Here is an 18,146-nt window from a genome sequence, read left to right as displayed (position 1 = left end):
GCGCCCCCGCGGCGCCCTTTTTTCATCCCGCAGGCACGACGCTACGGCCGCGCCACCTCCGCATCCTTCCGCGGCCAGAGGATGAAGCCGACCGCCACGACCGCCAGGATCCAGCAGTAGTGGATGCTGCCGGCCAGGGCCAGCGGCGACACCGCCGCCAGCGACGAGGCCAGCAGGATCTGCGCCCCGTACGGCAGCACGCCCTGGATCACGCAGGCGAAGATATCCAGCAGGCTGGCCGAGCGGCGCGGACTGATGTCGTGCTTTTCGGCGATGTCCTTCGCCACGCTGCCGCTGATCAGGATGGCCACGGTGTTGTTAGCGGTGAACGCGTCGCTGGTGGCCGACAGCGCGGCGATGCTGAACTCGCCCGTGCGCCGCCCGCGGTGGCCGCGGGCAAAGCGCGAGATCGCCTGCGCCAGCCACTCCAGCCCGCCGGCGGCCTTCATCAGCGCCGCCAGGCCGCCGATCAGCAGTGACAGCAGCAGGATCTCGACCATGGACTCGAAGCCCATCCAGATGTCGCCCACGTAGCTGACCCCGTCATAGCCATCGCCGAACGCCAGCCCGAACCCCCCGGCCAGCACCAGACCGATGGCCAGCACCAGCAGCACCTCCATCCCCGCCAGCGCCAGCACCAGCACCACCAGGTAGGGCAGCGCCAGCCACGGCGAGGCCGCCGACGCGCTCTCCACCGGCGCCGAATCCCCCAGGTACAGCAGCACCGCCAGCGTCACCAGCGCGGCCGGCACCGCGATCTTGAAGTTCTCGCGGAACTTGTCGCGCATCTGCGCGCCCTGGGTGCGGGTGGCGGCGATGGTGGTATCGGAAATGATCGACAGGTTGTCGCCGAACATCGCCCCGCCGATCACCGCGCCGATCACCAGCGCGCGATCCAGGCCCGCCGCATCGGCCACTCCCAGCGCGATCGGCACCACCGCGGCGATCGTGCCCATCGAGGTGCCGATGGCCAGGGAGATGAAGCAGGCCAGCAGGAACAGCCCCGGCAGGATCAGCGCCGGCGGCAGCGCGCCCAGGCCCAGCGCGACCACCGCGTCCACCGCCCCGACCGCGCTGGACACATAGGCGAACGCGCCGGCCAGCAGGTAGATCAGGCACATCATCACGATGTTCGGGTCGCCCATGCCCTGCAGCATCACCTCCACCGCCTTGATCCCCTTGCGGTGCGCGAGCCAGCACGCCAGCGCCAGCGCCGGCAGGATCGCCACCGGCGCGCGCAGCTGGTAGAAGCCCATCGGCTCGCCCTGGAAGGTGAAATAGATGCCGGCGCCGAAGAACAGGGCCAGGAACAGCAGCAGCGGCGTGAGCGCCAGCGCGCTTGCGCGGGTGGTCATGGGCGGTGGTTCCCCGGGGCGAAAGCACCGATTGTGTCCGGGTTCGCCCCGCGCGTCACTGCCCGTGGCAGGACGACCGGATACGAAAAACGGGACGCCGGAGCGTCCCGTTTTCCCTGACCGTGCCGATGGCGGTGGATCAGAGCCGGCTGACGATTGCCTTGGCGTAGTCCATCGTGCTGCCGGTGCCGCCCAGGTCGGCGGTGAGCGAATCCTTGGCATCCAGCGTTGCCACGATCGCCTTGCGCAGGCGCTCGGCCTGGTCGGGCATGCCGATGTGGTCGAGCATCTGCGCCGCGCCCAGCAGCAGCGCGCCGGGGTTGGCCTTGCCCTGCCCTGCGATGTCCGGCGCGGTGCCGTGCACGGCCTCGAAGATTGCCACCTCGTGGCCGATGTTGGCGCCCGGGGTCAGCCCCAGGCCACCGATCAGGCCGGCGCACAGGTCGGAGATGATGTCGCCGAAGAGGTTGGTGGTGACGATCACGTCGAACTGCTCCGGCCGCATCACCAGCTGCATGCAGGTGTTGTCGACGATCATCTCGTTGCACTCGATGTCCGGGTACTCGGCGGCGACGTCGCGCGCCACCTTCAGGAACAGGCCCGAGGTGGTCTTGAGGATGTTGGCCTTGTGCACCACGGTGACCTTCTTGCGGCCGGTGCTGCGGGCCAGTTCGAAGGCGTAGCGGACGATGCGCTCGGAGCCCTTGCGGGTCACCTTCTGCATCAGGGTGGCGGTCTCGCCGTCCTCGGTGATCGCCTGGCCCTCGCCGATGTAGGCGCCCTCGGTGTTTTCGCGCACCGTGATCAGGTCGACCTCGCCGGGAAAGCGGGCCAGGGTGTTCGGGTAGGAACGGGCCGGGCGCACGTTGGCGTACAGGTCGAAGTGGCGGCGCAGGGCGACGTTGATGGAGCTGAAGCCTTCGCCGACCGGGGTGGTCAGCGGGCTCTTGAGCGCGACCTTGTTGCGGCTGATGGAGTCAAGCGTGGCCGCGGGCAGCAGCTCGCCGTGCTTTTCAAGCGCGACCAGGCCGGCGTCGGCGTATTCGTAGCTCAGGCCAAGATCCATGGCGTCGAGCACGTGGAGGGTGGCATCCATGATTTCCGGGCCGATGCCGTCGCCGCGGATCACGGTGATCGTCTGGGACATGTGGGGGGTTCCGTACGGGTGCGCCGCACGGTGCCGCGGCGCAGGGGCTCGAATCAGCCCGCAATTATGCCGGAAGGCCCGTCCCCCTGCAGGCTCGCGGGCTTCGACTTTGGGCCCGCCCCCCTGCGCCGGGTCAGTCGCCCGCGAGCAGCGGATCCAGCGAGCCGGCCCGGTGCAGCGCGATCATGTCGTCATAGCCGCCCACGTGGCGCTCGCCGATGAAGATCTGCGGCACGCTGGTGCGGCCGGTGCGCTCGACCATCCGCGCGCGTTCGTCCGGATCCAGGTCGATGCGCACCTCCGTCCACTCCAGCCCGCGGCCCTTGAGGAAGTTCTTGGCCGCCACGCAGTAGGCGCACACCGCGCTGGTGTACAGGGTGATCGGCGGCTGTGCGGGGGTCTGGGGGTCGTTCAAGGCGGGCTCCGGAAACTTGGCGCGCAGGGCGGTGTCCAAAGTGTGGGTATGCCGAACCGGTTTTTCCACCCCGGCCGCTACACTGCCCGAAACCGCCGGATTAACCCCGGATTCACGCCTCCCGGCCCGGCCGGCGTCATGCTCGACCCGATAACGCAGCCGTCCCAGACCAGACCCGATGCGATCCTTCCTGCTAGCCGCCGTCCTCACCCTGCTGTTCGCCGGCCCCCACGCCGCCGCGCAGGAAAACCGGCTGCCCGACATCGGCTCCTCCGCCGGCAGCGTGCTCAGCCCCTCCCAGCAGCGCGAATACGGCGAGATGCTGCTGGCCCAGCTGCGCCACTATGACCTGGTGCTCGAGGACCCGCTCGTCGACAGCTGGCTGCGCAGCACCGGCAACCGGCTGGCATCGGCCAGCGACCAGCCGGAGCAGTCGTTCACCTTCTTCATGATGCGCGACCGCTCCATCAACGCCTTCGCCACCCTGGGCGGCTACATCGGCGTCAACGTGGGGCTGGTGCTCACCGCCGAGGCAGAAGACGAAGTGGCCGGGGTGCTGGCACACGAAATCGTCCACGTCACCCAGAACCACGTGCTGCGCAGCGTTGAGCGGGCGCAGCGCGACAGCGTCCCGATGTTCCTGGCGATGCTGGGCGCGATCGCGCTGGCTTCGGCCTCCGACAGCAGTTCCTCCACCGACGCGGGCATGGCCGCGATCGCCTCGATCCAGGGCCTGGCGCTGCAGCGGCAGATCGACTACACCCGCTCCAACGAATCCGAGGCCGACCGGATCGGCATGCGGACCCTGGCGCGCAGCGGCTACGACGTGCACGCCATGGCCCTGATGTTCGAGCGCATGCAGGCGGTGTCGCGGGTCAACCAGGGCACCGAACGCGAACGCCTGCCCGACTACCTGCGCACCCACCCGGTCACCACCACCCGCATCGCCGAAGCGCGCACCCGCGCCGAACAGATCACCGGCAGCGACAGCGTGGTCGCCACCACCTCCACCCCCGACGCCGTGCTCAGCGAGCGGGTCGCGATCCCGGGCAGTTCCTCCGCCATCACCCTGCCCGGCCGCCTGAACAACCCGCTGCTGCCCGGCACCCTGGAGATGCCGGCCCTCGGCCAGCGCCACGCCAGCCTGGACAGCTTCGGCTGGGCCCGCGAGCGCATGCGGGTGCTGAGCGCCAACACCACCCGCGAAGCGATTGCCGAGTACGAGGGCATGGCGCGCACCGGCCCGCTGGACGACGCCCAGCAGTACGGCCTGGCCGTGGCCCGCATGCGCGCCGGCGACGCCGCACGCGCGGCGACCGGCTTTGCCGCGCTGCTGCAGGAATACCCGCGCGACCGCTGGCTGGAGCTGGGCCTGGCCGAGGCGCAGTCACGCGCGGGCCGGACGGCCGAGGCCGACGAACGCTTCGAGGCGCTGGTCAGGCGCCTGCCCAATGACCGCGCCGTGGTGCTGACCTATGCCAGCGTGCTGGCCGAGCGCAACACGCCCGAGTCCGGCCGCCGCGCCCAGGCGCTGCTGCGGCCGCTGCAGCGCGCGGCGGCCGACGACCCGGTGTTCCAGCGCACAATCGCACGGGCCCATGAGATCGCCGGCGACCCGGTGCGTGCCGGCGAAGCATGGGCGGAGGCCGCGTACCTGGGCGGCCGTCCCGAGCAGGCCCTGATCCAGCTCAACACCCTGCGCCAGCGCGACGACGTCGACTATTACGCGCGGGCCCGGATCGACGCCCGGATCGCGGCCATCACTCCAACCGTCCTGGAACTGCGCCGCCAGGGCATCCGCGACGAGGATCTGCGCCGGAACTGAGCGTCCGGGGCCATGTCACGGTATGGTCACAAATCTGTCGTCTAATGCCGTCAACGGCTGAACAGGCAGGTTTCGAACCCAATGCAAAAGCGGATCCTGATCGTGGATGACGAGCCCGCCATCCGGGAAATGGTGGCGTTCGCGCTGCGCAAGGGCGACTACGAGCCCGTGCATGCAGGCGATGCCCGCGAGGCGCAATCGGCAATCGCCGACAAGGTTCCCGACCTGATCCTGCTGGACTGGATGCTGCCCGGCACCAGCGGCCTGGAGTTGGCCCGGCGCTGGCGCCGCGAAGACCTCACCCGCGAAGTCCCGATCATCATGCTCACCGCGCGCGGCGAGGAGGACGACCGGGTCGGCGGCCTGGAGGCCGGGGTCGACGACTACGTGGTCAAGCCGTTCTCCGCGCGCGAGCTGCTGGCCCGCATCCGCGCGGTGATGCGGCGCTCGCGCGAGGACGACGAGGACGGCAGCGTCGCCCTGGGCGGGCTGCGCATCGACGGCGCCGCGCACCGCGTGTACGCCAACGAAGAGCCGATCAACATCGGGCCCACCGAGTTCCGCCTGCTGCACTTCTTCATGACCCATCCCGAGCGGGTGTACTCACGCTCGCAGCTGCTCGACCAGGTCTGGGGCGGCAGCGTGTACGTGGAGGAACGCACCGTGGACGTGCACATCCGCCGCCTGCGCAAGACCCTGGAGCCGACCGGCATGGACGGCATGGTCCAGACCGTGCGCGGCGCGGGCTACCGCTTCTCCATGGCCGTTTGACCCGGCCCGGGGGCTAGACTGGTGGCGATGTCCGTCCCCGCCAACACCCACTGGAACAGGCTCCTCGCGCGGCCCGCCGTCGTGCTGGCCGCCGCGCTGCTGGTCGGCCTGCTCGTCGGCCACCCGTGGCCGGCGCTGGCGATCGCGGCCATCGGGCTGCTGGTATGGCAGCAGCTGCGGCTGCGGCGCCTGGTCCAGCGCGTGGCATCACGCCAGCGCATCGCCCTGGACGGCGGCCACGACGCCTGGGCCGACCTGGGCCAGCTGCTGCACCGCAGCCAGGAGGAGACCCGCCACCGCGCCCAGCGACTGGTTGAAATGCTGCGCGCCTATCGCGCCGCCGCCGCCGCCCTGCCCGACGCGGTGGTGGTGCTGGAGCGCGACACCCAGCGGATCCAGTGGTTCAACGAGGCCGCCAGCGACCTGCTGGGGCTGCACTACCCGGAAGACAACCAGGCCCCCCTGGGCGACCGCCTGCGGCCGCTGCCGATCGCGCACTGGCTGGCCGGCGGGCGCAACGCCGAGCCGCTGCTGGACGCGCCCTCCCCGGTCGACCCGGGCATCCGCCTCAGCCTGCGCCTGATACCTTATTCCGACCGGCTCTGGCTGCTGGTGGCACGCGACGTGACCAAGCTGATGCACCTGGAGCACATCCGCCGCGATTTCGTGGCCAACGTCTCCCACGAGCTGCGCACGCCGCTGACCGTGATCCACGGCTACCTGGAAATGCTCGATCCGGAGGAGCAGCCCGACTGGGCGCCGATCCTGGTCGAGATGCGCCGCCAGTCCCAGCGCATGACCCAGCTGGTGGAAGACCTGCTGACCCTGTCGCGGCTGGAGTCACAGGACTCGATCAACGACGAAGTCGTGGCCATGGATTCGAGCCTGGCCACGCTGCGGCGAGAGGCCGAGGCGCTGAGCAAGGGGCGGCACGTGGTAACGGTGGAAGACCGGACGGACATCGACCTGGTGGGCTCGCCGCGCGAGTTGCACAGCGCGTTTTCCAACCTGGTGTCCAACGCCGTGCGCTACACCCCCGAGGGCGGCAGCATCGCCATCGTGTTCGACCGCGACGCGGACGGCGGGGCCGTGCTGTCGGTGCGCGATTCGGGCTATGGCATCCCCGAATCACATCTGCCGCGCCTGACCGAACGCTTCTACCGCGTGTCCACCAGCCGCTCGCGCGAGCTGGGCGGCACCGGGCTGGGCCTGGCCATCGTCAAGCACGTGCTGCAGCTGCACCAGGGACGGCTGGAGGTGACCAGCGCGGTGGGAGAAGGCAGCACCTTCAGCTGCCGCTTCCCGGCCGGGCGCAGCGTCGCACGGGTGGCCCAGCAGGAGGCCCCGGCATGAGCGGCCCGGCCCGCAAGACGACCACGCGCACCCGGCGCACCGCCAAGGCCGCCGAACCTCCGATGACGGAAAGCCTCCCGCTCGACCCGCTGGGCGACCCGTCGCTGTACCTCAACCGCGAGCTGTCCCAGCTCGAATTCAATTTCCGCGTCCTGGCCCAGGCCCAGGATCGCACCGTGCCGCTGCTGGAGCGGCTGCGGTTCCTGTGCATCTCCTGCACCAACCTGGACGAGTTCTTCGAGATCCGGGTGGCGACGGTGCGCCATGCGGTCGAATACGGCCTGCCGGCATCGCCGGACGGGATGGCGCCGGCCACCGCGCTGCCCGCGATCCACAAGCGCGCCTCCGAGCTGGTCGAAGGCCAGTACGAGTGCTGGAACCGCGAGCTGCGCCCCGCGCTGGCCGAGGCCGGGGTGCGGATCATCGGCCGCAGCAGCTGGAACGCGCGCCAGAAGCGCTGGCTCCGGGCCTACTTCCACAACGAGATCATGCCGGTGCTCTCGCCGGTCGGGCTCGACCCCGCGCACCCGTTCCCGCGCATCCTCAACAAGTCGCTCAACGTGGTGGTGGTGCTCAGGGGCCGGGACGCCTTCGGCCGGGTGGGCAACCTGGCGATCGTGCGCGCGCCACGCTCGCTGCCCAGGATCATCCAGGTGCCGCCGCACGTGTCCGGCGGCGAGCACGACTTCGTGTTCCTGTCCGCGGTGCTGTCGGAGTTCGTGCACGAGCTGTTCCCGGGGATGACGGTCAAGGGCGCCTACCAGTTCCGGGTGACCCGCAACTCCGAGCTGGTGATGGACGAGGACGAGGTCGAGAACCTCGCCACGGCCCTGAAGGACGAGCTGGCCGGACGCGGCTACCAGCGTCCGATCCGGCTGGAGATCGCCGCGGACTGCCCGCGCCCGATCGTGCGCACGCTGCTGCAGAACTTCGGCCTGCCCGACAACGCCGTGTACCGGATCGACGGGCCGGTGAACCTGAGCCGGGTGGTGCAGGTCTACGACTTCGTCCAGCGCCCGGATCTGAAGTACCCGGCGTTCCAGCCCAGGCAGCTGTCCGGCAGCGACGCCATGTTCGACCTGGTCTCGCACGGCGACGTGCTGCTGCACCACCCCTTTGACGCCTTCACCCCGGTGCTGGAGCTGGTCAGGCAGGCGGCCGAGGATCCGAACGTCCTGGCGATCAAGCAGACCCTGTACCGCACCGGCAAGGACTCGCCGCTGGTCGAGCACCTGATGCAGGCCGCGCGCAACGGCAAGGACGTCACCGTGGTGGTGGAGCTGCTGGCGCGTTTCGACGAGGAGGCCAACCTGGGCCTGGCCGGGCGCCTGCAGGAGGCCGGCGTGCAGGTGGTATACGGCGTGGTCGGCTTCAAGACCCACGCCAAGATGCTGCTGGTGGTGCGCCGCGAGGGCCGGCGCCTGCGCCGCTACGTGCACATGGGCACCGGCAACTACCACCCCGGCAACGCCCGCGCCTATACCGACGTCGGGCTCATCACCGCGCATCCGGGCATCGGCAGCGACGTGCACCAGGTGTTCATGCAGCTGTCGGGGCTGGCGCCGGCGATCGAGCTCAACCACCTGCTGCAGTCGCCGTTCACCCTGCACCCAGGCCTGATGGAGCGCATCGCGCGCGAGGCCGGGCACGCGCGCGCGGGCAAGCCGGCGCGCATCGTGGCCAAGATGAACGCGCTCAACGAGCCGCAGGTGATCCGCGCCCTGTACGCGGCCTCGCAGGCCGGGGTCCAGATCGACCTGATCGTGCGCAGCGCGTGCACGCTGCGCCCGCAGGTGCCGGGGGTGTCGGACAACATCCGCGTGCGCTCCATCGTCGGCCGGTTCCTGGAGCACCATCGCGTGTACCGGTTCGAGAACGACGGCCGGCCGGAACTGTTCTGCGCCAGCGCCGACTGGCTCGAGCGCAACCTGCTGCGCCGGGTCGAGACCGCGTTCCCCATCCTCGATCCCGCAGTGGCCCAGCGCGTGGGCGAAGAGACCCTGGACACCTACCTCGCCGACAACGTCGACGCCTGGGAACTGCAGGCCGACGGCAGCTACATCCAGCAGGTTCCGGGCGAAGGCGAGGAGCCGCACTCGGCGCAGCTGTGGCTGCTGACGAGGCTGTGCGGATGAAGCCCTCGCCCAAGTCCCTCACCCTGCCCGGCACGATCGCCGGCTCGATCCAGGAGGGCGACACCCTGGCCGCGATCGACCTGGGTTCCAACAGCTTCCACATGATCGTGGCGCGGGTGACCCTGGGCCAGCTGCGCATCGTCGACCGCCTGCGCGAGACGGTGCGGCTGGGCGAAGGCATCTACGGCAAGGGCCGGCTGGATGCCAAGGTGCGCGACCGCGCGCTGGCCTGCCTGTCGCGCTTCGGCCAGCGCATCCGCGGCCTGCCGGCGCGGCACGTGCGGGCGCTGGCCACCAACGCCGTGCGGCAGATGTCGTCGCCGCGCGAGTTCCTGATCGCCGCCGAGCAGGCGCTGGGGCATCCGATTGGCGTCATCGCCGGCCGCGAGGAGGCGCGCCTGGTCTACCAGGGCGTGGCCCACGTGCAGCCGCCCAAGCCCGGCCAGCGGCGGCTGGTGATCGACATCGGCGGCGGCTCGACCGAGTGCATCATCGGCACCGGCCTGGACACACTGCAGCGCGAGAGCCTGCAGGTGGGCTGCATCTCCAGCACCCGCCGCTTCTTTCCCAACGGCAAGCTGTCGCGCCGCAAGTGGGAGAACGCGTTCAACGAGGTCGCCGCCGAATACCAGCAGTTCGCCAGCGGCTACCGCAGCCTGGGCTGGCAGGAAACGCTGGGTTCGTCGGGCACCAACAAGGCCATCGGCGCCATCTGTGCGGCGATGGGGCTGACCAAGGGCGCGGTGACCGCCGAGGCGCTGCCGCAGGTGCGTGAGCGCATGATCGCCGCCGGCCGCATCGAGGACATCGACCTGCCCGGGCTCTCGGACGACCGCCGCCCGGTCATCGCCGGCGGCCTGCTGGCGCTGGAGGCGGCGTTCGCCGTGCTCGGCATCGAACGCATGGCGATCAGCAAGGCCGCCATGCGCGAGGGCGTGCTGTACGACATGCTGGGCCGCGGCAGCGAGCATGATCCGCGCGAGGCCGCGATCCAGGCGCTGACCCAGCGCTACGGCATCGACGAGGCCCAGGCCGGTCGCGTGCACGCCACGGCGCTGGAGCTGTTCGACCAGGTCGCCGGGGACTGGTCGCTGGACGACGACGACAGGCTGATGCTCGGCTGGGCCGCGCGCCTGCACGAGATCGGCCTGACCATCGCCCACAGCCAGCACCACGTCCACGGCGCGTACATCCTGGCCCACTCCGACATCCCCGGCTTCTCGGTGCAGGAGCAGCGCTTCCTCGCCGCGCTGGTGCGCACCCACCGGCGCAAGGTGCCCGGCGATGCCTTCGACGCCCTGCCCGAGCGGCTGCTGCAGTCCGCCAAGCGCCTGAGCGCGCTGCTGCGCCTGGCGGCGCTGCTCCACCACTCGGGCGAAGACCGCCCGATGCCGCTGCCCACGCTTGCCGCCCGCGGCAAGGTGCTGCGCCTGCGCATGGATCGCGAATGGCTCGACGCCCACCCGCTGCTGCGCGCGGATCTGGAGGGCGAGCCCGGGGACATCGGCGGGCTGGGGATCGAGCTGCGGATCGACTGACCCGATTCAGTCGTCGCCAGGCAGCCGGTAATCCAGCGGCGGGGCTTCCCGCTGCAGCAACGGGCGATAGGCGAAGCCCTCTCCCCTGCGCTCGCCCAGCTCCACCCGCGCATCGCGCAGCAACTCCGGCTGCGCATACAGCCGCGTGGCCGCCAGGGCCAGGGTGCGCGCAGCCAGCAGCGTTCCGCCATGGCCGATTGAATGGCCGGAGGCTGCAACGGCCTGCCAGGAGTGCGCCGCGGTACCGGGCACCCAGGTGGCGGTCGCGACGCCGGCGGTGGGCACGGCCCAGCTCACGTCACCCACGTCCGTTGAAGCCTGCGAGAATCCCTCATCGGAGTACTCGCCGACCTGCAGCGCCTGATCCAGCGGTGGCGCCCGTTCAAGATCCCGCTGCATGGCCTCGGCGAATACACGCTCGGCCGGCGAGTACCGCACGCCGCCGCCCTCGCGCAGGGCCGCATCAAGCACACGGCCCAGGGTGTCGTTGGGAAGCAGGCTGTACACGCCACCCAGCGGCTCGTAGTCCACCTGCGTACCGGTGCCGAGCGCGGCGCCCTGCGCGGCCTTCTCCAGCCGGCCGAATACTTCCTGCACCACCGCCGGATCCGGATGGCGGACGTAGTAGTAGACCGACGCACTGGCCGGCACCACGTTCGGGGCCCCACCGCCATCACTGATCGTGTAGTGGATCCGGGTCTGCTGCGGCACGTGTTCGCGCATCAGGTTGGCCATGTGGTTCAGGGCTTCCACACCGTCAAGCGCGGAGCGGCCGCGCTCAGGCGAGATCGATGCGTGGGCGGCAACGCCGGTGAAGCGGAAGCGCCCGCTGACGTTGGCCATCGAGCCCTGCTGGGCGGCGCTGTTGCGATCCGACGGATGCCAGTGGAGCACCGCATCGACATCGTCAAACAGGCCGGCCCGAACCATGTAGACCTTGCCCGAACCACCCTCCTCGGCCGGCGTGCCGTAGACGCGAACCTGGCCGGGCGTTCCGGTTGTCCGCAGCCAGGCACGGATCGCCCGGGCCGCCGCCACGGCCCCTGCTCCGAACAGGTTGTGCCCGCAGGCATGGCCGCCGGCCCCGCCCGCGAGGGCTTGCCGAACCGGCTCCGCTACCTGCGACATGCCCGGCAGCGCGTCCATCTCGGCCAGCAGGGCGATCACCGGCCCTCCTTCGCCCGCACGCGCCACGAAGGCGGTCGGCATCCCGGCCACGCCGCTTTCCACCTGGAAACCCGCTTCGCGCAGCTCATCCTGCAGCAGCGCGGAGCTGCGGGTTTCCAGATAGCCGAGCTCGGCCCAGTTCCACAGCTCGTCCGCGACGGTACCCATGCGCTGGGCATACGCATCCAGCTCCGCCTGCAATGCCGGCGGGGCCGGCCCTTCGCTGGCCGGCAACATTGGCGTGGCAAGCAGCAGGCAGGCCGCCAGCGCCCAGCCCGAATGGCGGCGCGTGGTCACAGCGTGGTACGCCATTCCACATACAGCAGCCGCCCGCGGCCATCGTGGACGTTCTCGAAGAATGCCCGGTCCTCGTCCGCCAGCGGCGGCGCACGGTCGAACAGGTTGGTGGCGCCCACGCGCAGGTAGCTCTCGGAATTTCCGATCAGGTTGCCCAGCCTGAATCCGACGTGTGCATTGACCGTGGTCCACGTCCCGACCCTGTAATTGCTGCCGTCATCGTTCCAGGGAGCACTGGTGTCGAAGAACGAGCCCACGTGGCTCGCCATCAGCGAGGCATCCACTGCGTTCAACCGCCACTGCACTCCGGCCACGCCGCGGATGCGCGGCATGCCGTTGATCCGCAGTGGCGACGTTGCGGGCGCCTCGTCGTCCACCTTCTCGTCGAAGGACTCCATGTAGGACGCATCCAGGCGCAGGTTGAACGAACCCAGCCGGGTATCCGGGATGCGGTAGACGAGGCTGGCGTCGTAACCGGAGATCTCCCGCGAGGCGATGTTGATGAAGGTGTCCATCACGTAATCAACCTGCCCTGCCGGAGCGCGCTGGTCACCGGGGTTGGCGGCGTTCCAGGCATCGAACGCAGCGCGGTCGGCGTCGGTCACCGGCAGGCGGATCACCGACGGATTGGAGCCGTCGCCGGCGCGCCGCAGCGCGGCATCCAGCGCAAGCTGCTGGGTCTCGCCATAGGTGTCGATCACGTCGCTCTGGCGGATCTTGAAGTAGTCCAGGCTCAATGAAAGCCCTTCGGCAAAGGTCGGCTGCAGTACGATGCCGATCGAGTGCTGCTTCGCTTCCTCCGGCCCCAGATCCTCATTGCCGCCGCGCACCACCTGCCGCGACTCGTCGCCAAGATCGGCCGGGTTGCCGACCACGTCGACGCGGTAGGGATCGGGCGTACCGGCGTTGCGGCGGATGATCTCGCCCACGAACACCTGGGCCAGGGTCGGCGCCCGGAAGCCTTCGCTGTAGGAGCTGCGCAGCAGCAACCAGTCGGTCGGCCCCCAGCTGAACCCGACCTTGGGCTTGGCCGCGGTGCCGAAGTCGCTGTAGTGCTCGGCGCGGCCGGCCAGCGACAGCTCCATGCGCTGGAAGCCCGGACGCGCGTTGAGATCACTGAAGATCGGCAGCGAGAACTCCACGAAGCCCGACTTCACGTTGCGGCTGCCGCTCGAATCACTGGTCTGGCTGAGCGCAATCACGTCGTCGGCGTTTGACACCGCATCGCGACGGTCATCGAAGGTTTCACGCCGGTACTCCACGCCCGTCGCCATCTGCAGGTACCCCGCGGGCAGCTCCATCAGCGATCCGGTCATCTTGAAATCCAGGATCCCGAGCGAGGCCTCGCCTTCGCGCCATGTTCCCAGGCGGATCGCATCCATCACCGCCTGGCTGTTGGCATCCGGCCCGCCGAACGGATTGAAGGCATCGGGGGTATCGAGCGCCAGCCGCTCGCGCAGCGCGCTCTCGCGCATCATGTTGCCGGCCTCATCCCGGGTCTTGCCGCTGCCGTAACTGGCGCCGGCCTCCCAGTCCCATTCACCCAGGTAGCCCCGCAGGCCGCCGCGCACCTGGTAGGCACGCGAGGTAACGTCGGCGGTGCGCGGCCCCAGCTCCAGCGGCCGGTAATTGTTGATCCGCACATCCATCGGCGCGATGTCGGGGTTGTCGGTCCCGGGCCCGTAGAATCGCGAGCCAAACGGATTGTAGTAGTTGCTGGCCGGCACGTAGATGCCGTTGTCCGAGTTCCCCGACATCGGCGAAGTGGCGTTGGAAGTCCAGGAGTCGGCGCGGTAGTAGAAGCCTTCCGCGAACGCTTCCATGCCGCTGTCAAAGCGGTGGTTGAGCGCCCCGAACACCTGGTAGCGGGTGGTCTCCGGCAGCAGGACGTATTCGGGCGTGTAGTCGTAGCGCAGGTCGCGCGGCAGCGAACCGCTGCCCAGGGTGACGCCGCCGCTGCCGTCGGGCGCGGCGTGGAAGGCGGCACCGTCCATGCCCGGTGCCGGAGCGGAGGTGAAGCTGCCGTCGGCATTCGCCGTACCGGCCAGGAAATTGCCGTACGGCCCGCTGATGGAGCGGTTGTCCCACAGCGTGCTGGTACTGCCGGCGCGCTCGCGCAGGTCGCCGGTGCGGCTGTACCACTTGTCGCGGGTAGGCAGCGCCTCGCGATCGTAGTAACCCACGAAGCCCATCACGTTGGTGCGGCCGTCATTGAAGTTGCGGCCACCGAGCAGGTTGACCGAGGTTTCCGACATGCTGCCTTCGTCGACCCAGCCGTAGCGCAGGTTCGCCTCGGCACCCTCGTAGTCGCGGCGCAGGATGGTATTGACCACCCCGGCCACCGCGTCTGACCCGTACAGCGCGGAAGCACCGTCGCGCAGCACCTCGACGCGCTCGATCGCGCCCAGCGGGATCTGGTTGATGTTCGCCGACAGCCGCGGCACCACGCCTTCGGAAATCGGATGGGGCGCGATACGCCGGCCATTGAGCAGGACCAGGGTGTTCCCCGAACCGATCCCGCGCAGGTTGATCGAGGCCGCGTCGCCGCGAGCCGCGTTGGGGCCGGTTGACGTCTCGGCGTTGTCGAAGCCCGCCGACTGCGGCAGGTAGGCAAGCGCATCGGAGAGCGTGCTTCCGCCGGTCATGTCCAGCTGCTCGCGCGAAAGCGTCGTCACCGGCAGCGCCGTCTCGGCATCGATCCGGCGGATGAAGCTGCCGGTCACGGTCACCGTTTCCAGGTCGCGTGCCTGCTGCGGCTGGCCGTCCGCCTGCACCTGTTCGCGCTCCACCTGCCCGGGCTCCACCTGTGTCTCCTCCACCGGCGTAGCGGCCGGCGGCGCCTGCTGATCCACGCCGACCGCGCCGACCGAGGCCAGCAGGGTTGTCTCGCCCGCCTCCAGGCCAAGTGCGATGGTCCTGCCATCGTCACTGGCCACGCGCAGGCCGGTGCCTGCGAGCAGCACGTCGAGCGCGGCACGCACGTCCATCGATCCGCGCAGGGCGCTGGTGCGCACTCCGTCCAGCTGGTCGGCCGGGGCCACGATCTGGATCTGCGCCTGGCGGGCAAAGTCAGGCAGCACCGCCGCCGCGTCGCTGGCCGGCAGGTCGAAGTCGCGGTGCTGGGCATCCGCGGGCGCGGCGGCCGCAAGCGCCATGGCAGCCGTCATGGCCAGGGCCGCATGGATGGCGCGGCTCAGGGGCGTGTTGGCGATGTTCATCGATGTCCTCTCCCGGTCGTTCGAGTTGTGTGTGCCGCCGTCCGTAGGGACGGCAACGGGTCAATGGCGCTCTACGGCGCCTGCCTCCGGTGTCACGGGCACCGGTATCTGTGGTTTGTGCAGATGGATACCCCGTTCGCTGCGCTCGACGCGCAGCCCCAGGCTGGCCGCGACCGCCGTCGCGAAGCCATCGGGGTCGGTCGCGGAGTACAGCCCGGCGACCCGCTTCTGCGCGACCTCCGGGTCATCGATGAGGATGCGGACATGGCTGTAGCGCGCGAACTGGGCGGCGGCCTGTGCCAGGGTGTCCCCCTCGAAGGCCAGCATGCCATCGCTCCAGGCCAGCCTGCGCCCGGTTTCCTCCAGCTGCAGCGGCTCGATCTGCACGTTCAGGCCGGATCGTGCCGAGGCCTTGAAGTTGGCGGTGACACGCACCGGTTGGGGATCACCACCGTCGACATCCACGATCCCCTCGCGGACGATCACCTCAAGATCCCCGCTCCGTCCGCGCTGCACGCTGAAAGCGGTCCCCACCGCTGTGACGCGGGTTTCGCCGGCGATGACCGAGAATGGCCGCCGCGGGTCGCTGGCCACCTCGAACAGCACTTCGCCCCGCACCAGGCGCACCTCGCGCTTGTCCCCGTCGAAGTCGATAGCGACCATCGAATTGGAATTGAGCACCAGCGAGGAGCCGTCCGGGAGGGGTACGCGCAGCACCTCGCCCAACCCCGTGGCGTGGTGTTCGGGCGCTTCGAACAGCAGCACCGCTGCCAGCACCAGCGCGCCCAGCCCCGCCGCCAGGGATGCCATCCACGGCAGCCGTCTCCTCGATCGCCGCGGCGCCGCGGCGTCCCGAAGCGGCGCAAAGCCCGGCCCCAGCGCCTGTGAGCGCTCCAGGCGTACGAATACCGCCCGCGCCCGGGCATAGGCTCCCAGGTGCCGGCCATCCGCCTGCAGCCAGGCATCGAGCGCAGCCGCCTCGCCCGCATCCAGCGGGCCGCGGTCCTCGCGCGCCACCCAGGCTGCGGCCTGCTCGTCAATGGCGTTGGCTGGTCGCGTCGTTGTCATCGTCCTGCTGTCCTTGAATAGCTCCACCGCGCCCGCCACGGGAATGCACGGCACCGCGCCCCATCGCCTCCATCAGCAGCCTCAGGGCCTTGCCGATGTGCTTTTCCACGGTGTTCTCACTGATGCCCATCCGCGCGGCAATCTCGCGCTGTGGCAGTCCCTCCACCCGCCTGAGCACGAATGCTTCGCGACACTTGTGCGGCAGCGACGCGATCAGCTCGCCGGTTCTGCGCAGATCCTGTCCCGCCACCGCGCTTTCCTCGGGCGTGACCTCGTCGGTCAGGATGCCCAGGCGTTCGACCTCGGCCACTGCCACCATCGGCACGATCCGCGCGCGCCTGAGCTGCTGCAGCATCACCGAGCGCACAACGGTGAACAGATACGCGCGCGGCTCGAGGATGTGCGCCACGTCGTCCAGGCCCGCGAGCACCGCGTAGGCTTCCTGTACGACGTCATCCACCTCCATCGAGGCCGGCGCGCGGCCCTGCAGCCAGGAACGCAGCGCAGGCTCGTGCGGCAGGATTTCATCGGCCAGCCAGCGCGCGCGGGCCGCGGAAAGCCGCCCGCCACTCACAGTGCGTCCTCCGCGGCATCCACCGGAAGCTCCGCCATCAGGCTCCCGGCGGCGAAGGCCGCCAGTTCCGACAGCGTCGCCACATCCGTTTCGTCACCCACCTCGTAGGTCACGCTCGGCGCCCCGTACTCGCGGAACGCCCAGTTCTTGAACACGTTGCTGGTGGCAGCGCTCGGCCGTTCCTGGATGCGCCCGGGGAACCGGGCGTCCAGCGCATCCATCCAGCGCCGCAGCACGCCGCCGGGGCGGCGGGCCGGATCCTCGGTCACGGTGTAGAAGATGTCGTACCAGGTGGAATGGAAGTCCAGCGCGAATGCCAGCGTGCGCCCGCGTTCCGCCACGTGGCGCTGCAGCGCGCCGGCCACTGCCCGCGTTTCGGGCTGGGCGAAGATGCCCCAGTCGCGGTTGAGGTCGACGCCGTGGGCGTTGGTGCGCCAGTGTCCTTCCACCACTCCGTCCGGGTTGAGCTGTGGCGCCACCAGGATCCTGTAGCGCTTGCGGAAGGCGCGCGCCTGTGGCGTATCCGCGGCCAGCGCATCCACGAACGCCAACAGCGCGCGCAGGCCGGTCACCTCGGGCGGATGCTGGCGGCCCAGGATCAGTACCGCTTCGCGCGCATCCGGATTTCCGAACGCCAGCAGCCGCAGCGGCCGCCCCCGCACCGAGTGCCCGATCACCTCGACATCCCCGTCCACCCGCTGTGCAAGCGCATCGGCCCAGCGCTCCACTTCCGCAACGCGAACCGGCACCTGTGCGGACACCTCCACCACCTCGTCCGCCTGCAGCCTCAGGGACAGGCGGGCAACGCCGTCCTCGCCGACGGAGAACTCACCGTCGTCCGCCGCCACCCAGCTCCCGGCCTGGCCGTCACTGCTGCGGCGCAGCCAGGGCCGGTAACGGTGCTTGAAGTCGCCATGATCGAACACCATCGCAGCGCTGCCGACGCGCGAAGCAACGATGCGGAACGCATACCAGGGGCTGGGATTGATTGGAACCGTCTCCGGATTCACCACCACCCGGTACTGGCCCGGGCCCGTCCTCACCACCCCGGTCAGGCGCGCGCCTTCGAGCACGTTGTCGAACGCAATGCCATCCGCGTCGAACCGCCACTCGCCGCGCAGCTGCAGGGCAACCGCCTCCTGCTGGCCTCGCGCAGGCACATCCGCATGTGCCGCCGGCGCCAGCGCCACGGACAGCGCAAGCAACACTCCGGCCAGCCATGCTCCTGCGCCGCTGCAGCGCGGGTTCAACCATCCACCCATTTTGTACCTGTCTCTTCCCCT

The 18,146-nt window shown here is 69.9% G+C and carries 13 protein-coding genes; 5 read left to right on the top strand and 8 right to left on the bottom strand.

Features of this window, described 5'->3' with window-relative positions:
* Positions 1–41: 41 nt before the first annotated feature.
* The 3 genes from ACOZ90_RS12840 to grxC form a co-directional block, all read right to left on the bottom strand.
* A complete protein-coding gene (locus tag ACOZ90_RS12840) occupies positions 42–1,355 on the bottom strand; it encodes a Na+/H+ antiporter NhaC family protein (protein ID WP_422894041.1) in 1,314 nt (437 codons plus the stop codon).
* 139 nt (positions 1,356–1,494) lie between these two features.
* Positions 1,495–2,502, bottom strand: a complete 1,008-nt coding sequence (locus tag ACOZ90_RS12835; protein WP_422894040.1) for an isocitrate dehydrogenase — start codon at positions 2,500–2,502, stop codon at positions 1,495–1,497.
* A 133-nt stretch (positions 2,503–2,635) separates the two neighbouring features.
* Positions 2,636–2,917, bottom strand: a complete 282-nt coding sequence (gene grxC, locus ACOZ90_RS12830) for a glutaredoxin 3 (protein WP_422894039.1) — start codon at positions 2,915–2,917, stop codon at positions 2,636–2,638.
* Between the two features lie 178 nt (positions 2,918–3,095).
* On the opposite strand from grxC, the gene ACOZ90_RS12825 reads away from it, so the two are divergent.
* The 5 genes from ACOZ90_RS12825 (at position 3,096) to ACOZ90_RS12805 (ending at position 10,539) form a co-directional block, all read left to right on the top strand.
* Positions 3,096–4,742 carry a M48 family metalloprotease gene (locus ACOZ90_RS12825; RefSeq protein WP_422894038.1) on the top strand — a complete coding sequence of 549 codons (1,647 nt, stop codon included), beginning with the start codon at positions 3,096–3,098 and terminating at the stop codon, positions 4,740–4,742.
* An 81-nt stretch (positions 4,743–4,823) separates the two neighbouring features.
* Entirely contained in the window at positions 4,824–5,513 is a 690-nt protein-coding gene (phoB, locus tag ACOZ90_RS12820) for a phosphate regulon transcriptional regulator PhoB (RefSeq protein WP_422894037.1), read from the top strand.
* Between the two features lie 27 nt (positions 5,514–5,540).
* Positions 5,541–6,866 (top strand): phosphate regulon sensor histidine kinase PhoR, encoded by a 1,326-nt coding sequence (gene phoR / locus ACOZ90_RS12815; RefSeq protein WP_422894036.1) that lies wholly within the window; start codon positions 5,541–5,543, stop codon positions 6,864–6,866.
* A gap of 62 nt (positions 6,867–6,928) precedes the next feature.
* A complete protein-coding gene (gene ppk1, locus ACOZ90_RS12810; RefSeq protein ID WP_422894119.1) occupies positions 6,929–9,001 on the top strand; it encodes a polyphosphate kinase 1 in 2,073 nt (690 codons plus the stop codon).
* The gene (locus ACOZ90_RS12805; protein ID WP_422894035.1) at positions 8,998–10,539 is read left to right on the top strand and encodes a Ppx/GppA phosphatase family protein; all 1,542 of its coding nucleotides are present in this window, start codon (positions 8,998–9,000) and stop codon (positions 10,537–10,539) included. The genes ppk1 and ACOZ90_RS12805 overlap by 4 nt, the downstream gene beginning before the upstream one ends.
* A gap of 6 nt (positions 10,540–10,545) precedes the next feature.
* Here the strand turns inward: ACOZ90_RS12805 and ACOZ90_RS12800 are convergent, their stop codons facing one another.
* The 5 genes from ACOZ90_RS12800 to ACOZ90_RS12780 are packed head-to-tail and all read right to left on the bottom strand — an operon-like array spanning position 10,546 to position 18,113.
* Complete coding sequence (locus tag ACOZ90_RS12800; RefSeq protein ID WP_422894034.1) at positions 10,546–12,003, bottom strand: amidohydrolase; 1,458 nt, start codon at positions 12,001–12,003, stop codon at positions 10,546–10,548.
* Positions 12,000–15,221 (bottom strand): TonB-dependent receptor domain-containing protein, encoded by a 3,222-nt coding sequence (locus ACOZ90_RS12795; RefSeq protein WP_422894033.1) that lies wholly within the window; start codon positions 15,219–15,221, stop codon positions 12,000–12,002. Before ACOZ90_RS12795 ends, ACOZ90_RS12800 begins: the two co-directional genes overlap by 4 nt.
* Before the next feature lie 60 nt (positions 15,222–15,281).
* Positions 15,282–16,289, bottom strand: coding sequence for a FecR family protein (locus ACOZ90_RS12790; protein WP_422894032.1), 1,008 nt, complete (start codon positions 16,287–16,289; stop codon positions 15,282–15,284).
* On the bottom strand, positions 16,258–16,863 hold the full coding sequence (locus ACOZ90_RS12785) for an RNA polymerase sigma factor (RefSeq protein WP_422894031.1): 606 nt from the start codon (positions 16,861–16,863) through the stop codon (positions 16,258–16,260). Before ACOZ90_RS12785 ends, ACOZ90_RS12790 begins: the two co-directional genes overlap by 32 nt.
* Complete coding sequence (locus ACOZ90_RS12780; protein ID WP_422894030.1) at positions 16,860–18,113, bottom strand: M14 family metallopeptidase; 1,254 nt, start codon at positions 18,111–18,113, stop codon at positions 16,860–16,862. The genes ACOZ90_RS12785 and ACOZ90_RS12780 overlap by 4 nt, the downstream gene beginning before the upstream one ends.
* Positions 18,114–18,146: the final 33 nt, after the last annotated feature.

It is taken from the genome of Luteimonas dalianensis (assembly GCF_049339425.1).
Lineage (GTDB): Bacteria > Pseudomonadota > Gammaproteobacteria > Xanthomonadales > Xanthomonadaceae > Luteimonas > Luteimonas dalianensis.
The sequence above is the reverse complement of the archived record's forward strand: the minus strand, read 5'-3'. Positions and strand labels throughout refer to the sequence as shown.

What these genes read in the sequence shown, in the direction of transcription:
- ACOZ90_RS12825 (WP_422894038.1), top strand. Translation starts at nt 3,096, where the DNA reads ATGCGATCCTTCCTGCTAGCCGCCGTCCTCACCCTGCTGTTCGCCGGC.
- phoB (WP_422894037.1), top strand. Translation starts at nt 4,824, where the DNA reads ATGCAAAAGCGGATCCTGATCGTGGATGACGAGCCCGCCATCCGGGAA.
- phoR (WP_422894036.1), top strand. Translation starts at nt 5,541, where the DNA reads ATGTCCGTCCCCGCCAACACCCACTGGAACAGGCTCCTCGCGCGGCCC.
- ACOZ90_RS12790 (WP_422894032.1), bottom strand. Translation starts at nt 16,289, where the DNA reads ATGACAACGACGCGACCAGCCAACGCCATTGACGAGCAGGCCGCAGCC.
- ACOZ90_RS12795 (WP_422894033.1), bottom strand. Translation starts at nt 15,221, where the DNA reads ATGAACATCGCCAACACGCCCCTGAGCCGCGCCATCCATGCGGCCCTG.
- ACOZ90_RS12805 (WP_422894035.1), top strand. Translation starts at nt 8,998, where the DNA reads ATGAAGCCCTCGCCCAAGTCCCTCACCCTGCCCGGCACGATCGCCGGC.
- ACOZ90_RS12840 (WP_422894041.1), bottom strand. Translation starts at nt 1,355, where the DNA reads ATGACCACCCGCGCAAGCGCGCTGGCGCTCACGCCGCTGCTGCTGTTC.
- ACOZ90_RS12835 (WP_422894040.1), bottom strand. Translation starts at nt 2,502, where the DNA reads ATGTCCCAGACGATCACCGTGATCCGCGGCGACGGCATCGGCCCGGAA.
- ppk1 (WP_422894119.1), top strand. Translation starts at nt 6,929, where the DNA reads ATGACGGAAAGCCTCCCGCTCGACCCGCTGGGCGACCCGTCGCTGTAC.